This window comes from Thalassovita sp., from assembly GCF_034670005.1.
Classification (GTDB): domain Bacteria; phylum Pseudomonadota; class Alphaproteobacteria; order Rhodobacterales; family Rhodobacteraceae; genus Thalassobius.
In genome coordinates this window covers 537,257-557,665 of sequence record NZ_JAXMOH010000002.1, presented here as the reverse complement: position 1 = coordinate 557,665, position 20,409 = coordinate 537,257, and the positions used below count along the sequence as shown (strand labels likewise).

General features: G+C 57.0%; 17 protein-coding genes and 1 tRNA gene. 8 read left to right on the top strand and 10 right to left on the bottom strand.

What is annotated here, in order from left to right; translation table 11 throughout:
* Nucleotides 1-15: 15 nt before the first annotated feature.
* From VOI23_RS06595 to VOI23_RS06560, 8 genes are all read right to left on the bottom strand, one after another.
* Nucleotides 16-414: an iron-sulfur cluster assembly accessory protein gene (locus VOI23_RS06595; RefSeq protein ID WP_323783329.1), complete on the bottom strand. Its 399-nt coding sequence runs from the start codon at nt 412-414 to the stop codon at nt 16-18.
* A 30-nt stretch (nt 415-444) separates the two neighbouring features.
* Nucleotides 445-1,188, bottom strand: a complete 744-nt coding sequence (locus VOI23_RS06590; protein WP_323783326.1) for a DUF3307 domain-containing protein — start codon at nt 1,186-1,188, stop codon at nt 445-447.
* Nucleotides 1,181-1,837 (bottom strand): MarR family transcriptional regulator, encoded by a 657-nt coding sequence (locus VOI23_RS06585; protein ID WP_323783324.1) that lies wholly within the window; start codon nt 1,835-1,837, stop codon nt 1,181-1,183. Before VOI23_RS06585 ends, VOI23_RS06590 begins: the two co-directional genes overlap by 8 nt.
* Before the next feature lie 123 nt (nt 1,838-1,960).
* The gene (locus VOI23_RS06580) at nt 1,961-2,323 is read right to left on the bottom strand and encodes an SUF system Fe-S cluster assembly protein (RefSeq protein WP_323783321.1); all 363 of its coding nucleotides are present in this window, start codon (nt 2,321-2,323) and stop codon (nt 1,961-1,963) included.
* Nucleotides 2,324-2,424: 101 nt separating this feature from the next.
* Entirely contained in the window at nt 2,425-3,192 is a 768-nt protein-coding gene (locus tag VOI23_RS06575; protein ID WP_323783319.1) for an enoyl-CoA hydratase-related protein, read from the bottom strand.
* Between the two features lie 44 nt (nt 3,193-3,236).
* Nucleotides 3,237-4,652, bottom strand: a complete 1,416-nt coding sequence (gene rimK, locus VOI23_RS06570) for a 30S ribosomal protein S6--L-glutamate ligase (protein ID WP_323783316.1) — start codon at nt 4,650-4,652, stop codon at nt 3,237-3,239.
* A 156-nt stretch (nt 4,653-4,808) separates the two neighbouring features.
* A complete protein-coding gene (locus VOI23_RS06565) occupies nt 4,809-5,081 on the bottom strand; it encodes a hypothetical protein (protein WP_323783312.1) in 273 nt (90 codons plus the stop codon).
* Entirely contained in the window at nt 5,081-5,968 is an 888-nt protein-coding gene (locus tag VOI23_RS06560) for an SPFH domain-containing protein (RefSeq protein WP_323783309.1), read from the bottom strand. Before VOI23_RS06560 ends, VOI23_RS06565 begins: the two co-directional genes overlap by 1 nt.
* Before the next feature lie 102 nt (nt 5,969-6,070).
* Between VOI23_RS06560 and tgt the strand changes: the two genes are divergently transcribed.
* From tgt to VOI23_RS06530, 6 genes are all read left to right on the top strand, one after another.
* A complete protein-coding gene (tgt, locus tag VOI23_RS06555) occupies nt 6,071-7,201 on the top strand; it encodes a tRNA guanosine(34) transglycosylase Tgt (protein WP_323783306.1) in 1,131 nt (376 codons plus the stop codon).
* A gap of 216 nt (nt 7,202-7,417) precedes the next feature.
* Nucleotides 7,418-8,665 (top strand): PAS domain-containing protein, encoded by a 1,248-nt coding sequence (locus VOI23_RS06550; protein WP_323783302.1) that lies wholly within the window; start codon nt 7,418-7,420, stop codon nt 8,663-8,665.
* Nucleotides 8,666-9,026: 361 nt separating this feature from the next.
* Entirely contained in the window at nt 9,027-10,304 is a 1,278-nt protein-coding gene (locus VOI23_RS06545; protein WP_323783299.1) for a PAS domain-containing protein, read from the top strand.
* Nucleotides 10,305-10,538: 234 nt separating this feature from the next.
* Nucleotides 10,539-12,941 carry an endopeptidase La gene (gene lon, locus VOI23_RS06540; RefSeq protein WP_323783296.1) on the top strand — a complete coding sequence of 801 codons (2,403 nt, stop codon included), beginning with the start codon at nt 10,539-10,541 and terminating at the stop codon, nt 12,939-12,941.
* 168 nt (nt 12,942-13,109) lie between these two features.
* Entirely contained in the window at nt 13,110-13,541 is a 432-nt protein-coding gene (locus VOI23_RS06535) for an HU family DNA-binding protein (protein WP_323783292.1), read from the top strand.
* Nucleotides 13,542-13,560: 19 nt separating this feature from the next.
* Nucleotides 13,561-13,635: transfer RNA gene (locus VOI23_RS06530), tRNA-Val, on the top strand.
* Nucleotides 13,636-13,740: 105 nt separating this feature from the next.
* Here VOI23_RS06530 and VOI23_RS06525 read toward each other — a convergent pair.
* Entirely contained in the window at nt 13,741-15,618 is a 1,878-nt protein-coding gene (locus VOI23_RS06525) for a calcium-binding protein (protein ID WP_323783289.1), read from the bottom strand.
* A gap of 196 nt (nt 15,619-15,814) precedes the next feature.
* Here VOI23_RS06525 and VOI23_RS06520 point away from each other — a divergent pair, with 196 nt between their 5' ends.
* Nucleotides 15,815-16,507, top strand: coding sequence for an SOS response-associated peptidase (locus VOI23_RS06520; protein WP_323783717.1), 693 nt, complete (start codon nt 15,815-15,817; stop codon nt 16,505-16,507).
* Nucleotides 16,508-16,645: 138 nt separating this feature from the next.
* On the top strand, nt 16,646-18,394 hold the full coding sequence (locus VOI23_RS06515; RefSeq protein ID WP_323783285.1) for a sugar phosphorylase: 1,749 nt from the start codon (nt 16,646-16,648) through the stop codon (nt 18,392-18,394).
* A gap of 11 nt (nt 18,395-18,405) precedes the next feature.
* Here the strand turns inward: VOI23_RS06515 and VOI23_RS06510 are convergent, their stop codons facing one another.
* Nucleotides 18,406-20,301: a hypothetical protein gene (locus VOI23_RS06510; RefSeq protein ID WP_323783282.1), complete on the bottom strand. Its 1,896-nt coding sequence runs from the start codon at nt 20,299-20,301 to the stop codon at nt 18,406-18,408.
* Nucleotides 20,302-20,409 lie beyond the last annotated feature (108 nt).

The following is a 20,409-nucleotide window of genomic DNA, read 5'->3' as shown; positions in this document are numbered from 1 at the left end:
ATACGGGTAGGGGGATCAGACGAGCTTGGGCGCGCCGTTAACGGTCTGTTCGGCGCTCAATTCCTCGACATCCTTGAACTTGATCGATTCGCCACAGCCACAGGCCTCGGTCACGTTGGGATTGTTGAATTTGAAACCGGATTCAAGGAGCGAGACCTCGTAATCAATTTCGGTCCCGAACAGGAACATCTGTGCCATTGGTGCGATCATCACCCGGGCACCGTCCTGTTCGACCATTTCGTCATGCGGATTGATCTCGTCGGCATAGTCCATGGTGTATTCCATGCCGGCGCAGCCGCCTTTCTTCACGCCGATCCTCAGCCCTTTATGACCCTTCTGGTTCATGAGCTTGGAAATCTGCGTTGCTGCGCGCGCGGTCATGGTGACCGCCTGTTTGCCGGGAATACCGAACATGGGACATCCTGTTTGCTGTTCAAGTCTAATCTAGGGCCACTGGGCGGTAATCTCAAGCGGCGGCAGGGCGGCCAGCAGGGTTTGTGTGCCAAGCGCGATCAACAAAGCCCAGCCAAAACTGAACAAAGTGCCGATGATGACATATTCTGTCGCCTTGCGATCGCCCGATATCGTGCCGAAGCGGAGGATTGATTTCGCCGCCACCAGAAAACCGAGTCCGGCGATTTGTCCGGCCAGCACCAGAAGGAAGATCAGCGCCCGCTCCAGGTATCCGATTGTGGCACCGCCACCGGGCAGGCCGTCCTCTTCGGGTGTGTCCGACAGGGCGTGGCCTTGCATCAGTAACTGAATGGCAAAGCCTCCGGCGCGGATCGCCAGAATTGCACCCGCGCTCACGGCCAGAATATGGGGCAGGACGGCAGTTATCGATTGGGGCAGCAGTACCGGCCACTGCCCGGTGGCCCACAGGGTAGGGGCCCACAGGGCGATCCCGGCCAGCGCGACCAAATGCAGGGCCTGATCGATCAGGAACCCCGCCAGGCCGGTGGCCCCGCCATAGGTTTTGACCAAGTCGGTTATCAGATGCAGCAAGGCGAGTACCAGCAGCGGCAGGGCGGCGAACTGCCCGGTGGCGATCTGTGCGCTCAACAGCACCAGCGCACCATGCAGCAGCGACATGCCGGGATGATGCTTGCGGCTGGCCAGCCAGTTGGGTTGCAACACGAAATCAGCCAATGCGTGGGCGAAAAGCAGGGCGATGAGGGTTTCAGCCATTGGCGGTTTCCTCGATGCTGTGCAGGGCGCGTTTGAGCGCCGGATAGCCGGCCGCGTCGAGCGCCTTGGTCACGGCCTGCCGGGATTTTCCGAGAGCTTTCGCCACTTCCGTATAGGAGGGTTCATCACCGGGGGTGAGAAAGGGCAGGATGGCGGCTGCCTGCGCCGGGGTCCATCCCTGCGAAATATGATCGGCCAGCACGGTGACGGCGTTGAGGGGGGCGCCTTCATCATAGGCGTCATCGACATAAACCACGCGTTCCGAAAGGCTTAGCAATTTCAGTATGTCCAGCCCATCGCCCGAGGCAACGAAGACAGCGGCGGTTTCGGCGTTGAGGTCCGGGCCGATCGCGCCTGTCACCTCGCCTTCGGCGATGGATATATAGCTGTCGAATTCACCGCCTTCACAGCGCAGCGCGGCGCGGAAGGCGAGCGCGGAGCGCAGCGCAAGGGCGGGCCGGGCTAGAGCAACCTGCCAGCCATCGCCACGCTGGCGGGTGAAATGCAGCGGTGCGCCATGCCAATCGGCCTGCATCGCGGCGCAATCGATCAAGGCGTCGAAGGCTTGGGTAACCTCAGCCGGGCTCAGGCCGGTGGAGCCGACCAGATCGCCTGTCAGAACGGCGATATGTGAAACTACGGAGATCATGCGCACCTATTATAGGGTGCGAAGGAGGTAATGCAACCTATTTAGGTTGCCTTTATATGGTTGCAGCCTAAATGGGTTGCTAAAATGAAAACGCACCCTCAAAGGGGTGCGTTGCCGTCTTGCTTACATGAAGCCCAGTTCCAGCCGGGCTTCGTCGCTCATCATCTCCATGCCCCAGGGCGGATCCCAGGTCAGGTCGACCTCGACATGTTGCACACCGTCCAGAGGTTCGACCGCGTCGACCACCCAACCGGGCATGTCGCCTGCGACCGGGCAGCCCGGCGCGGTCAGTGTCATGATGATGCTGACCTTGTTCTCAGGGGTGATCTTGACCGTATAGATCAGGCCGAGATCGTAGATATTGACAGGGATTTCGGGATCATAGACCGTCCGGCATGCCTCGACCACCTTTTCGTACAAGGGGTGGTCGATGCTGGAGGGTGCGATCAGCGGTTCCCCTTCGAGCGGTTCAGCATTTTCGTTCATGTGACCTGTCCGTAATTTCCTGACCGAAGATATAGGGTTTGGGTTCGGAAAGGTCTAGGGGGTCGGCGAAACGGATGCGCAGTAGCGGCAAAACCGACGGTTCAGCAGTTCGTTTCTGCCCGTATTCGCACCGGGTCCATGAAATGGCCAACCATTACCTCGGTTGCTTCGGCATAGGCCCGATCCAACGGCATTTCCAATTGGTCGTGCAGCATGCGTTTGCCATCGGCGATCGCAGTGGAATGGTAGCTGGCGATCTGTTGGGCGAATTCCATTGTGGCCGCGCTCAGTTGTTCGGACGGAAAAACCCGGTTGACCAGACCTGCGGACAGCGCCCAATCCGCATCGAACGTGTCGCCAGACAGGGCCATTTCCATCATATGCTTGCGCGACAGGCTGCGCGACACCGCGACGGCGGGGGTGGTGCAGAAACCGCCATTCTTCACCCCCGGAAGGCAGAAACTGGCCCGGCTCGAAGCAAAGATCAGATCGCAGGCCGCAGCCAGTTGCAGGCCGCCTGCGGTGGCGATGCCATCAACCATGGCGATGGTTGGTTTTGGCGACAGGGTGATGTCCTGCATCAGTGCGCTGCATTCGGTGAACAGCTCTACAAGATAGGCCCGACCGTGATCCGGATCGGCGCGATGGCGTCCGATTTCCTTCAGATCGTGACCGGCACAGTAGATATGGCCGGGGCCTTCCAGCACGATCACATTGATCCTCGTATCCGCCAAAGCCTGGCGGATCTGGTCGTGCAACGCCCGGATCATCGCCCGCGACAACGGATGTGCCGGTGCCTTGCCCAACCGCAGCAGCCGAACCTTGTCTTTGTCCTCTGCCTCGATCAGTGGAATGTCTTGTGTGTTCATCTTGGTTTCCTCCCGCGCCGACTATGCCAGCACGAGCGGAAAAATCAAAACTCCGCGCTGCCGGCTTTTCCACTTCTCCGGCGGCGGATTGGTCTGGGGCGGGCGCGGCGTTCGATTTCATCGTAAAGCAGCGCAGCGACATTTTTGCCCGACACTTTCTCGATCCCCTCGAAGCCGGGCGAGGAATTGACCTCCAGCACCTTCGGACCGCTTTCGGAGCGCAACAGGTCCACACCGGCCATGTTGAGCCCGAAGGCTTTTGCCGCGCGCTGCGCGGTTTCGCGTTCTTCCTTGGTGATCCGGACCTTGCTGGCCGTTCCGCCCTGATGCAGGTTCGATCTGAAATCGCCATCGGCACCGCTGCGCTTCATCGCGGCTACCACCTTGGACCCGATCACCATGCAGCGGATGTCTTCGCCTGCGGCCTCCTTTACGAAATGCTGCACAAGGAAAGACGCCTTGAGCCCGCGGAAGGCGGAAATCACCGACTCGGCGGCTTTCTTCGTTTCGGCCAGTACCACGCCCTTGCCCTGCGTGCTTTCCAGCAGCTTCACGATCAAAGGGGCGCCCCCGACCAACCCAATCAGGTTATCGGTATCCTTCGGCGAGGCGGCAAAGGCGGTCGTGGGCATACCGATCCTCTGCCCGGCAAGGATCTGGTGTGCATAAAGCTTATCGCGGCTGGCTGTGATGCCTTCGCTGCCATTGACACAGAAGGTGCCAATGGTTTCGAACTGGCGGGTGACGGCGCTACCGTAACCGGTGATTGATGCGCCGATGCGCGGGATCACCGCGTCATAATGCGGCAATCGTTTGCCGTCATAATGGACCTCGGGGGCCAGTGCGTTGATGGCGATATAGCAGCGGGTGGTGTCGATCACCTCGACCGTGTGACCACGCGCTTCGCCTTCCTCGACCAGCCGACGGGTGGAATAGTTGTTTTCCCGGCTCAACACCGCGATCCGCAGCGCGCGGTTCGGGGCGGCTTCGCGCACTGCCTTGCTGTGATAAACTTCATAATTGAGCTGTGGCTGAAAGAAACGGTCGGTGGCCACGATGGTGATGTGATCCAAGAGCGCCTGCCGCCCCAGCAGCATATGAGACGCCATACCGCGCCGGTCCGTCAGGGTCACTTCGATCGGCCAGCTTTGGCCATTGACCGACAACGTCGTGCTGATGACAAACCGCATTTCTGCCTCGCCGTTCGACGACGTCACTTCGCGCCGGTCGACGATCTGAGCGGAGCAGGGGATCACCAGGTCTTCACGGCCGGGAATGGGATGGACCATGAAACGCACCTGCGGTGCATCTGCGGCACCGAAGCTTTCGATATCGGTGGCGTGCAGAGCCGAGGTGCGCGCCCCGGTATCGACCTTGGCCTTCATCGCGGGCAGGCCCAGATTGGGCAGCGAGACCCATTCTTCCCATCCAAATTGCAATTCCGGGGCTGGCGTCTTCATCGGCGGGCTCCTTCTCGTTGGGAATCGTGCCGGTCAGTCCGGCGTTCTTGCGCCACTGAAAGGAGTTCAGTCCGCAAAGCAACAGGTCTTTGTGCTGGTTGGAATTTGCGTAAAGGAACGGGGCGCGTAAATACCCTAGGCGCAGACAGTAGCATGTCAGTTATCGTTGATATCGGTATTGAAAACCTTGCGTTTTTCATTTGGCAGCTTGAACAGGCGTCGCATGACCAGCCAAGCCGCAAGCGACAGAATGGCAAAAAGGGCACACAGAACCGGATAGCCAAATGCCGAGACCGCTACCACCAGCGCGGTCAAGGCCGCGCCAACTGCGAAGCCAAGGAAGATGAAGCCCGGGGCAAAAATTTCCGCCACTGCCAAAACCAGCGCGAAGGCCAGCCAGACCCACCATATTTCCAAGACGCCTGCCATTACTTGTTTCCCTTTAGCATTTTAAAGGCGTCTCCGAAAGCTTCCAACGCGTTGGCGGGGACCACGATGGTCTGACTGCCACTGCCCGCGCCCAAGGCGTTCAGCGCCTCGACCTGTTTCAGCGCGACCTGGTATTGCGCCGCCTCGATGCCGTGTTCGGTGATCGCCTTGGCCACGACGGCGGTGGCATAGGCTTCGGCTTCGGCCTGAATGCGGCGGGCCTTGGCGATCTGTTCGGCCGAATAAAGCTGTGCATCGGCCTGCAATTCGACCGCGCGTTTCTGGCCTTCGGCTTCGGTCACCTGGGCCCGGCGGGCGCGTTCGGCATTGAGCTGTTGCAGCATCGCTTCGCGGGTCGCCTGATCCAGATTGACATCGAGGATTTCAGCCCGGGTGACTTCGATGCCCCAGTCATCGACCGCGTCTTCGACTGACGTTTTGATCGTGTCTATCAATTGGGACCGGTTGGCCTGCACATCGTCCAGATCCATTTTGCCGATTTCAGCGCGGACGATCCCGGCCACGGTGGTGGCGATGGCTGCATCAACATCGCGGATGCGGTAGACGGTCTTTTCCGGCTCGATGATGCGATAGAATACCGAGGTATCGACCTGCACCAGCACGTTGTCTTTGGTGATGGCGTCTTGGCTGGCGGTCGGCAACTGTCGTTCCAGGATCGAAATCCGGTGCTTCACCTTATCAAGAAAAGGTACCACGAAATTGATCCCCGGTCCCAATACCGAATGCAGGCGGCCAAATCGTTCCACCACGTGTTTTTCCGATTGCGGCACGATGCGCACGCCTCGAAAAATGATCGAGATGACAAAGATCGCTATAAGCAGCCAGATCACTGTGCCGGGCTGAATTTCTGAAAAAAATTGGTCCATACTCGTATTCCCAGTTGTAATATGTAGATTTCAAATAAGCTTTGGGGTCTTGGACTTCCAGAGATTTCGGGATTAAAGGACGTCAAAAGCAAAAGGTGCCAGATGACACGCCATTTCGAATTCGAAAAACTGGGCCAGGACGGCAAAGCGCGGCTGGGGGTGATCCGGTCACCACGCGGCGAGATCCGCACACCGGCCTTCATGCCGGTGGGCACTGCGGGCACCGTCAAGGCGATGATGCCGGAAAGCGTGGCTTCGACCGGTGCAGATATCATTCTGGGCAATACCTATCATCTGATGCTGCGGCCAACGGCGGAAAGGATCGACCGGCTGGGCGGTCTGCACAAATTCATGAACTGGGAAAAGCCGATCCTGACCGACAGTGGCGGGTTTCAGGTGATGAGCCTGTCGAACCTGCGCAAGATGAGCGAAGAAGGGGTCACCTTCAAATCTCATATCGACGGGTCGCGCCATACGCTGACCCCGGAACGCAGCATGGAAATTCAGCGTCTCCTTGGCAGCGATATCGTGATGTGTTTTGATGAATGCACGCCGTTTCCGGCCGATCCTAAGGTCTCTATGGAATCGATGCGGCTGTCGATGCGATGGGCGCAGCGGTCGCGCGAAGCCTTTGGCGACCGACCGGGGCACGCGCTGTTCGGCATCCAGCAGGGCAGTATTTACCGCGATCAGCGCGAACGCAGCGCCGAATTGTTGAAAGCCATCGAATTCGAAGGCTATGCGGTAGGCGGTCTGGCCGTGGGCGAAGGCCAGGACATGATGTTCGAGGTTCTCGATTACGCCCCAGACATGCTGCCCGAGGACAAGCCGCGCTATCTGATGGGGGTGGGCAAGCCTGACGATATCGTCGGTGCGGTGGCGCGGGGCATCGACATGATGGATTGCGTGTTGCCGACGCGTTCAGGCCGTACCGGTCAGGTTTTTACCCGGCATGGTGTGCTGAACATCAAGAACGCCCGCCATCAGGACGACCCGCGCCCACTTGACGCGGCCTGTTCCTGCCCGGCCTGTCGCAATTACAGCCGGGCTTATCTGCATCATGTGTTCCGGGCCCAGGAAATGATCAGCGGCATGCTGCTGACTTGGCATAACCTCCAGTATTATCAGGATCTTATGCAGGGAATGCGAGATGCGATCGCAAATGAGACATTCGACGCATTTCAACGCGATTTTCATGCGCAGCGAGCTGAAGGCGATATTGAGCCGCTCTAAGGCTTTGGTACTATTTTGTATGTTTTATTAAAACTAATGGCTGGGCGGTCGTTGGTTTAGCTGCAGTCAAAAAAACTCATAACAAGAACCTTCCGCAGACCGAATGGTCGTTACAAGGCCGTATTCGGCCTTGCGAAGAGAGATGTCTTTCCGCCTGTGCCATTGAGCGGTGAGATGTGAATTGACGCAACCCATTTCACCCAGGAGACCCCCCTGATGAATATGCAGCCATTGGAAATAGTGGACCCAGTTCCCGTCACCGCGCTATCCCTTTCGACCCGCGATGCGGAAATGCCATTCGGTATCGAAGAAATGTTCTTTTCCAAAACCGATAAACGAGGCGTGATCAATGCCTTCAATTCCGTTTTCGTGCGTGTTTCCGGTTTCGACGGAGAAGACCTGCAAGGGGCGCCGCATAAAATTTTACGCCACCCCGATATGCCCAAGGCGGTATTCTGGCTGTTGTGGAACGGGTTGCAAAGCGGCCATCCGGTTGGTGCCTATGTCAAGAACAAGACCAAGGATGGCAAGTATTACTGGGTTTTCGCCCTCGCGGCCCCGGTCGAAGACGGCTATTTTTCTGTTCGGATCAAGCCGAGCAGCGAAACATATTTACGGGTCGTCGATCTGTACAAGGAAATCCGCGCGGCGGAGTTGTCGGAAGACCTGAGCGCTGAAGAAAGCGCGCAGCGACTTCTGCTCCGGTTGAAGCAAATGGGTTTCCCGAATTATGGCTGGTTCCAGTCCACCGCATTTTGCACCGAATTCGAGGCCCGGCAAAGCGCGATGAAGCTACCGCAGATGTCGGACGTGGTGAATACAAAAAAGGTTTCGCTGCTGAGTTCTGATTTGCGGAACGAACTCAATGCGCTGGCGAGGGAATTCGACAGCGCGGAAATCCTGACGGCAAACATGAAGATATTTGCCGCCAAACTGGATCACGGGCGCGCAACGATCAATGAGATCGCAAAAAACTACGATTTGATGCTGCGCGACATTCAAAGCCACCTGAGAACGCTTCTGGCACCGCCGCGCGCAGGCGGGATTTGGGCATCACCAGAAGAGCAGAAGGCGAATTTCATGCTGTGCGGTTACCATCTTCTGGACGAGGTGGTGAAGGATTACACACGCGAAAACACACAGAACGGCGCGGAAGAGTTGCATCAAATCGATGTACTGAGGTCGGGCTACAAAACGCAGTCCGCGATTGCAGTTGACGACTGTGTGAAATCCGCGCTCGTCATTCAACGGCGGATTGAGTTCCTGCTGCGGATGGTGCTGGGGCTGTCGACCATCCGTATCGCCTGCCGTGTCGAAGCGGGCGCGCTGAGTCAAAGCGCCAGTGGGCTGGACACGATCATTGGACGGCTCGATAACTTTCACGATACGATTGAAGCCCGGATGGTCAGGATTCAGGATCTTGTCACCTGCATCCTGCAATGCATCGGCAAATCGGGGTATTAGGCATGGTCATTTTGGACAGGGTGTGGCGGTAACGGGAGAAATCTCTGCGGACAATGATCGCATTCAGCCTTTGATCGCGCTGGAAATTTCAGCGCTATTTTAAGGGAGGTCTGGGCTTTGACCGGCAATGAACTGCGCCGCAGTCGCCGCAGAGAATTCGCCTTACCCTCTCTGATCGGGTTTCTGTTTGTCACGCCACCTTTCTCTAAAATTCGGATTTCTGAGGTCGTTGTCTTTGATGCGATTGACAACACCAATCGCGGCTTTTGCCGACGGGCCTGGACAGCTGCGGATCGTTTGCCGTGTGCGGAACGGCTGTGGGTGACGAGTACAAAGTTTAAGACCCGGACTGGAGCTGCCGATGAACACAATGACGGTGAGAGACTTCGAAACCGCCGAAAACCCCGTGCGCGATTACGCGCGCTCGCGCATAGTGCCCGAAGTCAACGTCGAAGAACCTTTCAATGTTGAAGAAATCTTTTTTTCACGGACCGATAAGCGCGGAGTGATCGAAGCCTATAATTCTGTCTTTGTCCGGGTGGCTGGCTACTCCGCTTCGGAATTGAAAGGTGCGCCGCATAAAATCATCCGGCACAGCCATATGCCCAAAGGTGTTTTCTGGCTGTTGTGGAACGGGTTGGAAAACGGTCATTCTGTCGGGGCCTACGTTAAAAATAAAAGCAAGGAAGGTCATTATTACTGGGTCTTCGCATTGGTAACCCCGGTCGAAGATGGCGGTTATCTGTCGTTGCGGATCAAGCCGACAAGCCCGCAGCTGAAGCTGGTAGAGGGGCTTTACAAAGACATTTGCAAACTCGAACAGGAACAGAACCTGTCACCAGAAGAAAGCGCCAAGGTGATTGCCGCACGCTTGGCCGATTTGGGGTTCCCGACCTATGGCGCGTTTCAGGCCCATGCCTTGCATCAGGAATTCGAAGCCCGCCGCATCGCAATCGGCCATCCGCAACTTCCAGATCTGGCCCAGAGCGGAACTCTTGCCGTTGCGTCAGAAAAGCTGCGCCGGGAGCTGACAAATTTGACGGCTGAATTTCAGGAAGCGGAAATCCTGACCGCCAACATGAAGATATTCGCCGCCAAGCTGGCGGTAGGTCGGGCGACTATCAACGAGATCGCCAAGAACTACGACCTGATGCTGAAAGACATTCAGAACCATCTCAAAACCCTTGCCGTGCCTCCAGCGGATCGCGGGCTTTGGGATGCGCCCAAGGAATTGAGCGCCTATTTCATGATCTGCGCATCGCATTTGATGACGGAGATGTCCGAATTTTTCGATACCGAAAACGGCCATTCCGAAGGTGCAGAGTGGGAGGCGGAAAAGCGGGTTCTGGATCAGCTTCGGCGCAGCTATGATTTGAAATCAGACAAGGCCATAGAATTTGGTGTGAAATCGGCGATTGCGATCCAGCGGCGTACAGACTTCCTTCAGCGCATGGTCTTGGGGCTGTCTACTGTCCGGATTGCCTGTCGGGTCGAAGCCGGCATGTTGCGCGATCATGCCAAGGGATTGGAAACGATCGTGTCACGTCTGGATCAGTTTCATGATGAAATCGAAGCACATCTGGAAAGAATAAAAAGTTACGTCGCAACCATTTTGCAATCTGTGGAACATCCTGATTAGTGCCTGTCATGGGGGGCGTCGCGCCGTTACCTGCTTGCGATGCGACGCCTTTTTGCCGGTTCTGCGGCAATCGCGCCTTGCTCATTACGTTTAGGCGCGGCATTCTGCCCACCCGGGGTTGCCGGACATGCTTGAAATCGGTGGTGCAGACCCCAGATAAAGCCTCAGGAAACGGAAAAGGCCGGGGTTGCCACACTGGGACCAGTGCCTTTTTGCCAAGAACAAGGAAAACGCATGCAAGAGCCACTTAACGCATCCTATCCAGTCCTGCCACTGCGCGATATTGTGGTTTTCCCCCACATGATCGTGCCTCTGTTCGTCGGGCGCGAAAAATCGGTCCGTGCACTGGAAGAGGTGATGCAGGACGATAAGCAGATTCTGCTGTCCAGCCAGATCGATCCGGCCGAAGACGATCCTTCGAATGACGGGATTTACAACACGGGTGTGTTGGCCAATGTGCTGCAACTGCTGAAACTGCCCGATGGCACCGTCAAGGTGCTGGTTGAAGGTCAGGCCCGGGTGAAAATCACCGATTATCTGGAAAACGACGATTTCTTCGAAGCGCGCGCCGAATATCTGAATGAAATTCCCGGCGATGCCGCCACGATCGAGGCGTTGCTGCGCACTGTCGGTGGTGAATTCGAACGTTATGCCAAGGTAAAGAAAAACATCCCCGAAGAGGCGCTGGTGACGGTTTCGGAAACCTCTGAACCGGCCAAACTGGCGGATCTGGTGTCGGGGCATCTGGGCATCGAGGTGGAGCAGAAACAGGATTTGCTGGAAACCCTTTCCGTCAGCGAACGGCTGGAAAAGGTCTACGGCCTGATGCAGGGCGAAATGAGCGTTTTGCAGGTCGAGAAGAAGATCAAGACCCGGGTCAAATCCCAGATGGAGCGCACCCAGCGCGAATATTATCTGAATGAGCAGATGAAGGCCATTCAGAAGGAATTGGGCGATGGCGAAGAGGGCGGCAATGAAATTGCTGAACTGGAAGAAAAGATCGCCAAGACCAAGCTCAGCAAAGAAGCCAGGGAAAAGGCCGAAGGCGAGTTGAAGAAGCTCAAATCGATGAGCCCGATGAGCGCCGAGGCGACCGTCGTGCGCAATTATCTCGACTGGATGCTGTCGATTCCGTGGGGTGTCAAATCCCGCGTGAAAAAGGACCTGAACCGCGCGCAGGGCGTTCTGGACGTCGATCACTATGGTCTGGAAAAGGTCAAGGAACGGATCGTCGAGTATTTGGCCGTGCAGCAGCGTTCGGCCAAGCTGAAAGGCCCGATCATGTGCCTTGTCGGCCCGCCGGGTGTGGGTAAGACATCGCTTGGCAAATCGGTGGCCAAGGCGACGGGCCGCGAATTCATCCGCATCTCGCTTGGCGGCGTGCGCGACGAATCCGAAATCCGCGGTCACCGCCGGACCTATATCGGGTCGATGCCCGGCAAGATTATTCAGGCGTTGAAAAAGGCGAAAACCACCAATCCGCTGATCCTGCTCGATGAAATCGACAAGATGGGCCAGGATTTCCGGGGCGATCCGGCTTCGGCCATGCTCGAAGTGCTGGACCCGGAACAGAATTCGACCTTTGTCGATCACTATCTTGAGGTCGAATATGACCTGTCGAACGTGATGTTCCTGACCACGGCGAACTCCTACAACATGCCCGGGCCTTTGATGGACCGGATGGAGATTATTCCGCTGGCCGGATATACCGAGGACGAAAAGGTCGAGATCGCCAAACAGCACTTGCTGCCCAAGCAGATCAAGAACCACGGCCTGAAGGCGGACGAATTTGACGTTAGCGAAGATGCGCTGACCGAAATGGTGCGCCGCTACACCCGCGAAGCCGGGGTGCGGAACCTTGAGAGAGAGATCGGTAAACTGGCGCGGAAGGCGATCACCAAGATCGTCAAGGGCGAAGCCGAAAGCGTCCATGTCAGCGCTGACAATATCGATGAATTCCTGGGCGTGAAGAAATTCCGCTACGGCTTGGCCGAACAGGAAGATCAGGTTGGTGTGGTCACCGGTCTCGCCTATACCAGCGTCGGTGGCGACCTGTTGTCGATCGAGGCACTTCGCCTGCCCGGCAAGGGCCGGATGAAGACCACCGGGAAACTGGGTGACGTGATGAAGGAATCGATCGACGCCGCGTCGAGCTATGTCCGTTCCATCGCGCCGAAGATCGGGGTAAAGCCGACCAAATTCGACAAGTGGGATATCCACGTCCACGTTCCCGACGGGGCGACGCCCAAAGATGGGCCGAGTGCGGGTTTGGCTATGGTGACGGCGATTGTTTCGGTTCTGACCGGCATTCCGGTGCGCAAAGATATCGCCATGACCGGCGAAGTCACCTTGCGCGGCAACGCCACCGCTATCGGTGGGTTGAAGGAAAAGCTGCTGGCGGCACTTCGGGGCGGGGTGAAAACCGTTCTGATTCCGGAAGAGAACGAAAAGGATCTGGCCGATATTCCGGATAACGTGAAGGAAGGGCTGGATATTATCCCGGTCAGCCATGTCAGCGACGTTCTGCGGCTGGCCCTGGTCGGTAAACCCGAACCGATCGAATGGGACGAAGAGGCAGAAGAAGCTGCCGCTGCCGCCCTGAAGTCGAGCAGCGGGGAAGGGGCCGTCGCCCACTGACCCGTTACTAACTGGCTGAAAAATTGAATGGCGCTTTCCTTTGGGGAAGCGCCATTTTTTTTACCGAATTCCAGCCATTTCATTAACCGGGTAGATTTTTCACGGCTTTTCGCCTATGATTTTATACAATATCGAGCATAACAAAAAACATAGAGGCATATATCTAGCATGGCACGAACACCGACTAAAACCGTAGCCGCCAAACCCAGCGGTCGCACAACAGCGCCGAAAACCACGGCCAAAGCACCGGTGCGCCGCACAACTGCGGTCGAGGCCGCGCCTGCGCCCGATCCTGTCATCGTCGACGAAACCGTACCGGTTTCCGACGAACTGGAGCTGCGCAAAGCCGAGCTGATCGAAATGGTCGTGGAACGCAGCGGCGTTAAGAAACGCTTTGCTAAACCGGCAATCGAAGCGGCGCTGAGTATCCTTGGCGAAGCATTGGCCGATGGCCGTGAAATGAACCTTCATTCACTTGGCAAGGTCAAGATTAACCGGATGAAGCACCTGTCCAACGCACGGGTAATTAACTGCAAAGTTCGGCAGGTTTTACGGACGAAAAATGAAGAAAATGACCCTCTTGCAGAAGCTGCGGAGTGAGTTTAAAAGGCGCGCTACCGGGTGATTAGCTCAGTGGTAGAGCGCTTCGTTCACATCGAAGATGTCAGGGGTTCAAATCCCTTATCACCCACCATTTTTTGTAAGTCCGGTTGACTGCTGCTTACTGGAAAAGGCGCTCCCCGTGCGGGTTGAGCGCCTTTTCTTTTAACGGCTTAACCCGGTCGATGCCTTCGCTGTTTCAGGCCAGAAAATCGTGGGTGATCCCGTCCAGCACCAGGTTGATTTCATCCTGCCCGCCGCCATCGACCAGCGCCCATAGGATCTGGCCGGTTGGGCGGTAAATTACGAAGGCCTCCTCAACATCGGCCGAGCCGGCATCCGGTGTATTGGCGAGGTTGATCTGGAACTGGTCTGCGGTGGCACCGGATTGGCCAAAGATCAGTACATCGCCATCAGCAGCATTATAATCCTGAATCCAGTCGGAACCGTGATCCAAGACCCCGAGATGGAAAAAACGGTCCGCCCCGTCGCCGCCATTGACCCGGTCGTAGCCGAAACCGCCATTGATGAAATCAATTCCATCGCCACCGAAGATCAGATCCGACCAGGCCTGGCCGGTTAGCTGATCGTCACCAGTCCCGCCGATAATGGTGTCGACGCCGAAACCGCCTATGATGGTATCCATCCCGGCATCTCCGCGCAGTTCGTCATTGCCGTAACCGCCATCCAGATGGTCATTGCCATTGCCGCCATAGAGCACGTCACGCAGGTCGTCTTCGCTGGTCCCACCGATCAGAGAGTCATCACCGTCGCCGCCGATCAGCGTGTCATTTCCATCGAACCCGCTCAATGTGTCATTGCCTCCCAACCCCTGAATCCGGTCGTCTTGACCCGCTCCGATCAAAGAATCGTCCCCTTCGGTGCCGGAAATCTCGCCTGCGGTGAACAGGCGCTGCCCCATAATTTGGGCGCCATCGGTATCGCCGGTAGAGGAATTCCAAACCGCGATTACATCGCCATTATCCAGCTCTGTCAGTCGCATATGACGCGGGGCGGAGGGGCTGTCGCTGGTCACTAAAATACCGTCGCCCAACACCGCTCCGTCGGCGTCGAAGCGCATCGCGTAGTGCCCCCCCGGAAATTCATCGGGGTTGGAGGCATTGCCACCCGAACGCCAGCTGACAAGAAAGCTACCATCGGAAAGCCCCAATACATCAGGCATTTGTTCGAACCCGGTATCGGTTTGTGACACTAAGAATTCGCCGACTCTGGTACTCCCGTCAGCATTGTAGACACGGCCGCAAATTTCCGAACTGCCAATGGCCATGTGCGAACTTTCCCAGGTCACCACAAAACCGCCATCTGCCAGCGCCGAGACCGAAGCGCGATCTTGTGCGCTGTTGGTCGAAGTATTTACCTGGAACTCATCGCCCACAGGATTTCCGCCATTGTCGAAGCGTTGCGCGAAAACGCCCTCGCTGCTACCGTCTTGTTCGAGTGATTGCCAGACCGCGATGAACCCGCCGCCGCTGAGAGCGGCAACATCCGGGTTGGTCTGGCTGGCGGTGACATAGGTGTTGACCTGGAATTCATCCGCCACCGGATCACCGGTTGCGGGTATGATCCTGCCCGCGATCCCGTAGAGAACGCCATCTGATCCATAGCTTTGCCAGACCGCAACCAGATTTCCATCAGACAGTTCGGTGATTACAGGCAGGTCCTGCTGGCTGTTGGTGTATTGGTTGATGACCGTTTCATCGCCTACCGTCGTTCCTGTCGCAGAGTAGCGCTGCAATGCGATACCGGTGATGCTGCCATCGATCCCGAAACTGGAATAGGTCACTGCAAAGCCGCCATCAGACAAGGCTGTGACATGGGCCACGTTCTGGTTGCTGCTGGTCAGGGTGTTGACCTGAAATTCCGGCCCCACTGGGCTATCACTGGCGTCAAAGCGCTGTCCGGCTACCCCGTCTTGCTCCCCGTCCTGATTAACCGTGGTCCAGACCGCGACATAGCCGCCATCGGAAAGTCCGGCCACTTCGGGATCGTATTCAAGCCCGTTGCTGTTTGTATTGATGGTGAAAGGTGCGCCAGAGAGGGCAGAATAAACAGGCATGAGAAATCCTTTCGGCTCGTCGTTAAATTTGCTTTGACTGAACCATACACAGCTTCTGAGCTGCTTGGTTTGAAATAAAATCATGACAGATATAGCATATTTTCGGTTATCCGAGAACCATGCTGATCCGGACCCGACGCTGACGAACACTGGTGTCCATTCTGGTGTCGGCCGCGCAACCTGCTACCCTGATATTATGTGCGGAAGATTCGTTGCAGCGGAAGGGATGACATGGGCGCAGCTTTTTGCGATCCAGCGTGGTTTCCTTGACGCGGGCGGGCAATTGCGAAGCGAAGATGCGCCCGATCCTGCTCAGGGGTATAATATCAAGCCAACGCAACAGGTCGCGATAGCCTTTGCCGAAGGGACCGACCTGGTGGCGTCTTCGGCGCATTGGTGGTTCGTGCCGTATTGGCACCGCGGCGATGTCCGCGACTGGAAAGCGACCACCTTCAACGCCAAGATCGAGACGGCAGCGGAAAAACCGACCTTTCGGGATGCCTGGCGGCACGGACGTTGCCTGATCCCGGCGCGGGGATATTACGAATGGACCGGCCAAAAGGGGCATAAACAACCCTGGTTCATTGCACCGCTGAGCAACGAACCAGCGTTTTTCTTTGCTGGCCTAATGTCAAAACTGTCTAGTGAACTGCGCAGTTGTACCTTGCTGACCCGCCCGGCCGACACTGAGATTGCGCATATTCATGATCGTATGCCGGTGATTTTGCGCGACGATCAGGTCGTGCCGTGGCTGAAGGCCGAAGTTTCGGATGATGAAGTGCGCGACAGTTTCGGAACCGGGTGGAATTTTCGCGCCCATAAGGTGCGTCGCTTCGGCAGTGCCGATGATGGTCCTGACCTGATTGAACCGGATGGGCTTTGCTTGTGACGCCAGGATTGTGGTTGATTGCATAAGGCTTCATCAAATGTCGCATAAAGCGCCGCTGGAATCGCTCATTTGCCGCCCCGGGGTTGCTGCCCCGCCGTGGCTGGCGGACAAATGATAGAACGTAAGGCTATATTCCGCATGACCCGAGACAATAATCACACCTTTAGTCTGAAACTGGCGGCGCTGATCGGTGAAATCTATCCCGAAGTTGACGCCAATATTCTGGCATCACAGGTCATTGATGCCTTTTTCCCTGAGGGCACCCACCGGCGTAAACGCGGCAGGGTGCCCGGCAACGGGCAATGGAGCGAACGCGACAGCCTGCTGATTACCTACGGCAACAGCTTTGTCGATGGTCAGCACAAACCGCTGGATCTGCTGTACGATTTCCTGCACCGGCACCTCAATGGTGTGATTGCAGGGGTGCATATCCTGCCGTTCTTTCCTTATACCTCTGATGATGGATTTTCGGTGACCGATTATTACGCGGTCAACCCGGTCTTGGGCGATTGGGCCGATATCAGCCGGATCGCTGCGGAATTCAACCTGATGTCGGATCTGGTGCTGAACCATGTCAGCAGCCAGTCGAATTGGTTCAACGCTTATCTACAGGGGCACGAACCCTATGATCGGTTCTTTTTCGAAGCCAACCCCACCGACGATCTGGGATCGGTCGTGCGGCCGCGCACCCATCCCCTGCTGCGCGATGTCGATACTGCGAACGGGCCGCGCCATGTCTGGTGCACCTTCAGCCACGATCAGGTCGATCTGAATTTTGCCAATCCCGAGGTTTTGCTGGAATTCCTGCGAGTCATGCGGATGCATGTCGAAAAAGGGGTCCGGATCATCCGGCTGGATGCGGTGGCCTTCTTGTGGAAAGAGGTCGGGACCAGCTGTATCCACTTGCCGCAGACCCACGCCATTGTGCGGCTGATGCGGCTATTGGCGGATTACGCGATCGAACCGGTGATCCTGCTGACCGAAACCAATGTGCCCAACGCGGAAAACCTCAGCTATTTCGGGAACCGGAACGAAGCGCATTCGGTCTACAACTTTTCGCTGCCGCCGCTGGTCCTGCACGCGATGATGGCGGGAACAGCGCGGGTGCTGAACCGCTGGCAAGGGACCATGCCGCCGGCGCAGATGGGGTGCGCCTATCTGAATTTCACGGCTAGTCATGACGGCATCGGGATGCGCCCTGCCGAAGGGTTGCTGGAGGCCGAGGAACAGGCCCGTGTGATTGAAAAAGTGCGCGATTTTGGTGGCCGGGTGTCGATGCGCGCGTTACCGGGTGGCGGCGAAGCCCCATATGAGCTGAACATCACCTGGTATGATGCTATGAAGGGGACCTTTGCGGGCAAGGATCAATGGCAATTCGATCGTTTCATGGCCAGCCAGACCCTGATCATGGCGCTGGAAGGCATTCCAGCACTATATATTCAGGCGCTGTTGGGCGCGTCAAACGACATTGAAGGGGTCGAAAAAAGCGGTCAGAACCGCGCCATCAACCGGCATCGCTGGGACTACGAGGATCTGAATGCGCGGCTGGACGACCCTGAAAGCACCCAGTCGCGGGTCATGAACGAATTGCTGCGGCGGATGTCGGTGCGGCGGCGACAGAAAGCATTCCACCCGAATGCGACGCAATTCACCCTACAGATTGACGAGCGTTTGTTCGGGCTTTGGCGGCAAAGTCTAGAGCGGGACCAGTCGATCTTTGCTTTGCACAATGTCAGCGACGATGCCTTGGTTATCGCACCTCAGGCGATCAACCTGATAGATGGCGCAAACTGGGTTGATCTGCTGAGCGGGGAAAAGATTGATCCCACCGGCACCGAGATCAGATTTGCGCCCTATCAATGCCGATGGATTTCCAACCGGGGCTGAGCAGCCAGCGATCAAATGGTGCTGGTCGCTGATCCGGTATTATGTGTCACGATATAGCTGCCGCTGTCGAATGCCGCCGTATCGGTAACCACGATATCGTCCGCTGACAGGTCCAGAACCCCGTCCAGTTGCAGCACCACCAGACCATCGACCGAAACGGTGCTGGCGGATGCGCCATTGGCGATCGTCACCGTCGCGGCCCCGGCATCCGCGACATGCAGGGCGATCACGTCCTCGGCCCGGTCGTAGTCGGTGATGATGGCGAAATCCCCGTCCGCTGCTGCATCGTCGTTCAGATCAAGCCTGAAATCGTCTGCGCCATCGCCGCCGGCGACGGAATCGGCACGGTCAAACAGGATTATGTCGTCGCCTGCGCCACCATCCAAGGTATCGGCACCGGCATCGCCGATGGCCCGCTCGATGGTCAGGGTTGTGGTCTCGCCAACGGTTTCGCTGCTGACATCGCCGCGCACCATACCCGATACCAACAGGTCATCTCCCGCCCCCCCGATCAGGTTGTCACCGGCGCCGACGATGCTGCCGACCAGCGTGTCGTCGCCTTCTTCGCCGTCGAACACAACGGCATCGGGGGCCGCATCGGCTTCGTCCTGAATACTATACAGAAGGTCGTCGCCCGCGCCGCCGGAATAGCTGTCATCGCCGAATTGGTGCATCAGAACGTCGTCGCCCGCTCCGGCCGACACTATATCGTTGTCAAAACCTTCTACAGAAACAGTACCGGCCTGATGATCCAGGATTTCATCGTCGGTCGCGCTGCCAGTGATGGTGTCATTGCCCTGATCGCCGCGAATCTGGGTTTCGCCGACATCCGGTCCGGTGCCTTCGGTGGTGACGGCCAGTATGTCGTCGCCCTCACCGCCGGAAATCGACGAACTGGCCGCGCCGGAAATTTCGTCATCGCCAAAACCGCCGTAAAGGCGGGCCTCTTCCATCGCTGAAGAGATAGTGTCGTCACCGATTCCGCCATAAAGTCTTTCGATCGCGCCCTCTGATTGGGTTGTCGCGGTCGAGATGATTTCGTCATCGCCGGCTTCGCCGTGTACGACATTGCCTTCACCATCGCTGCTATAGCTGTCATCGCCTTCACCCAGCAGGGCGTTGGTGCCGAGTGCGGCCCCGGTGACTACGTCATTGCCGCCGCCGGCGCGGATGATCGCTTCGTCATTGCCAAAGATCGGGGACAGGTCGTCGTCGTCACTGCTGCCATCGACAAAATCGGTTTCATAGACGGTCTCTCCGTCCGTTGTCTCAAACTCGTCCAGTTCAACAGTAATATCGCTCATCGTGATTCCCGCGGCCCCGGTCACGCGGATAATGGCGGTTTCGGCCTCTGTTGCGTCTGCTGTCGGCATGTAGTTGAAGGTGATCAGGCTGTCCGCGCCATCGTCGGCCACATTCAGGCTCGACAGGGTCAGTTCGTCGCCGACACTGCGCAGGTGCATCACCAGTTGATCTTCGTCCTTGGTGAAATCGGTGATCACGCCTTCGGACAATGTGCTGGTATCTTCCAGCCACCAATGATTCATGTTGCTTTCGATGTCGAAGACATCGTTGCCCTCGCCGCCGGTGTAGCTGCCGCTGGGGATGACATGCATTTCATCATCACCTGCGCCGCCATCCATCGTCTCGGCGCCCAACGTACCGCTGATGATATCATCGCCCGCGCCACCATCCACAGAGGTGATGGTTTGGCCTTCAAGCGCGTCATTGCCCGGTGTCAGGTAATCGTCGCCGGAACTGCCAGCTAAAACGCCATCATTCAGGGTGATTTCGTCGGGGGCTTCTTCATTGCTGCCGTCGTTGCTGTTGTCAGAACCGAGCCAGTCAATCAGCTCCATCGCAGCCCAGCTGTTGACCGCGGTCAACAGAAAGATCAAACCCCACATCGTATTCCCCTAATACTTAGGACACTCACACATTAAGTAATATGAACGTCTCGTGCATGCATTTTGTTAACGATTGCAACATGTTTTGTTCCTTTCGCACAAGGAATG

What these genes read in the sequence shown, in the direction of transcription:
- VOI23_RS06595 (WP_323783329.1), bottom strand. Translation starts at nt 414, where the DNA reads ATGTTCGGTATTCCCGGCAAACAGGCGGTCACCATGACCGCGCGCGCA.
- VOI23_RS06590 (WP_323783326.1), bottom strand. Translation starts at nt 1,188, where the DNA reads ATGGCTGAAACCCTCATCGCCCTGCTTTTCGCCCACGCATTGGCTGAT.
- VOI23_RS06585 (WP_323783324.1), bottom strand. Translation starts at nt 1,837, where the DNA reads ATGATCTCCGTAGTTTCACATATCGCCGTTCTGACAGGCGATCTGGTC.
- VOI23_RS06580 (WP_323783321.1), bottom strand. Translation starts at nt 2,323, where the DNA reads ATGAACGAAAATGCTGAACCGCTCGAAGGGGAACCGCTGATCGCACCC.
- VOI23_RS06575 (WP_323783319.1), bottom strand. Translation starts at nt 3,192, where the DNA reads ATGAACACACAAGACATTCCACTGATCGAGGCAGAGGACAAAGACAAG.
- rimK (WP_323783316.1), bottom strand. Translation starts at nt 4,652, where the DNA reads ATGAAGACGCCAGCCCCGGAATTGCAATTTGGATGGGAAGAATGGGTC.
- VOI23_RS06565 (WP_323783312.1), bottom strand. Translation starts at nt 5,081, where the DNA reads ATGGCAGGCGTCTTGGAAATATGGTGGGTCTGGCTGGCCTTCGCGCTG.
- VOI23_RS06560 (WP_323783309.1), bottom strand. Translation starts at nt 5,968, where the DNA reads ATGGACCAATTTTTTTCAGAAATTCAGCCCGGCACAGTGATCTGGCTG.
- tgt (WP_323783306.1), top strand. Translation starts at nt 6,071, where the DNA reads ATGACACGCCATTTCGAATTCGAAAAACTGGGCCAGGACGGCAAAGCG.
- VOI23_RS06550 (WP_323783302.1), top strand. Translation starts at nt 7,418, where the DNA reads ATGAATATGCAGCCATTGGAAATAGTGGACCCAGTTCCCGTCACCGCG.
- VOI23_RS06545 (WP_323783299.1), top strand. Translation starts at nt 9,027, where the DNA reads ATGAACACAATGACGGTGAGAGACTTCGAAACCGCCGAAAACCCCGTG.
- lon (WP_323783296.1), top strand. Translation starts at nt 10,539, where the DNA reads ATGCAAGAGCCACTTAACGCATCCTATCCAGTCCTGCCACTGCGCGAT.
- VOI23_RS06535 (WP_323783292.1), top strand. Translation starts at nt 13,110, where the DNA reads ATGGCACGAACACCGACTAAAACCGTAGCCGCCAAACCCAGCGGTCGC.
- VOI23_RS06525 (WP_323783289.1), bottom strand. Translation starts at nt 15,618, where the DNA reads ATGCCTGTTTATTCTGCCCTCTCTGGCGCACCTTTCACCATCAATACA.
- VOI23_RS06520 (WP_323783717.1), top strand. Translation starts at nt 15,815, where the DNA reads ATGTGCGGAAGATTCGTTGCAGCGGAAGGGATGACATGGGCGCAGCTT.
- VOI23_RS06515 (WP_323783285.1), top strand. Translation starts at nt 16,646, where the DNA reads ATGACCCGAGACAATAATCACACCTTTAGTCTGAAACTGGCGGCGCTG.
- VOI23_RS06510 (WP_323783282.1), bottom strand. Translation starts at nt 20,301, where the DNA reads ATGTGGGGTTTGATCTTTCTGTTGACCGCGGTCAACAGCTGGGCTGCG.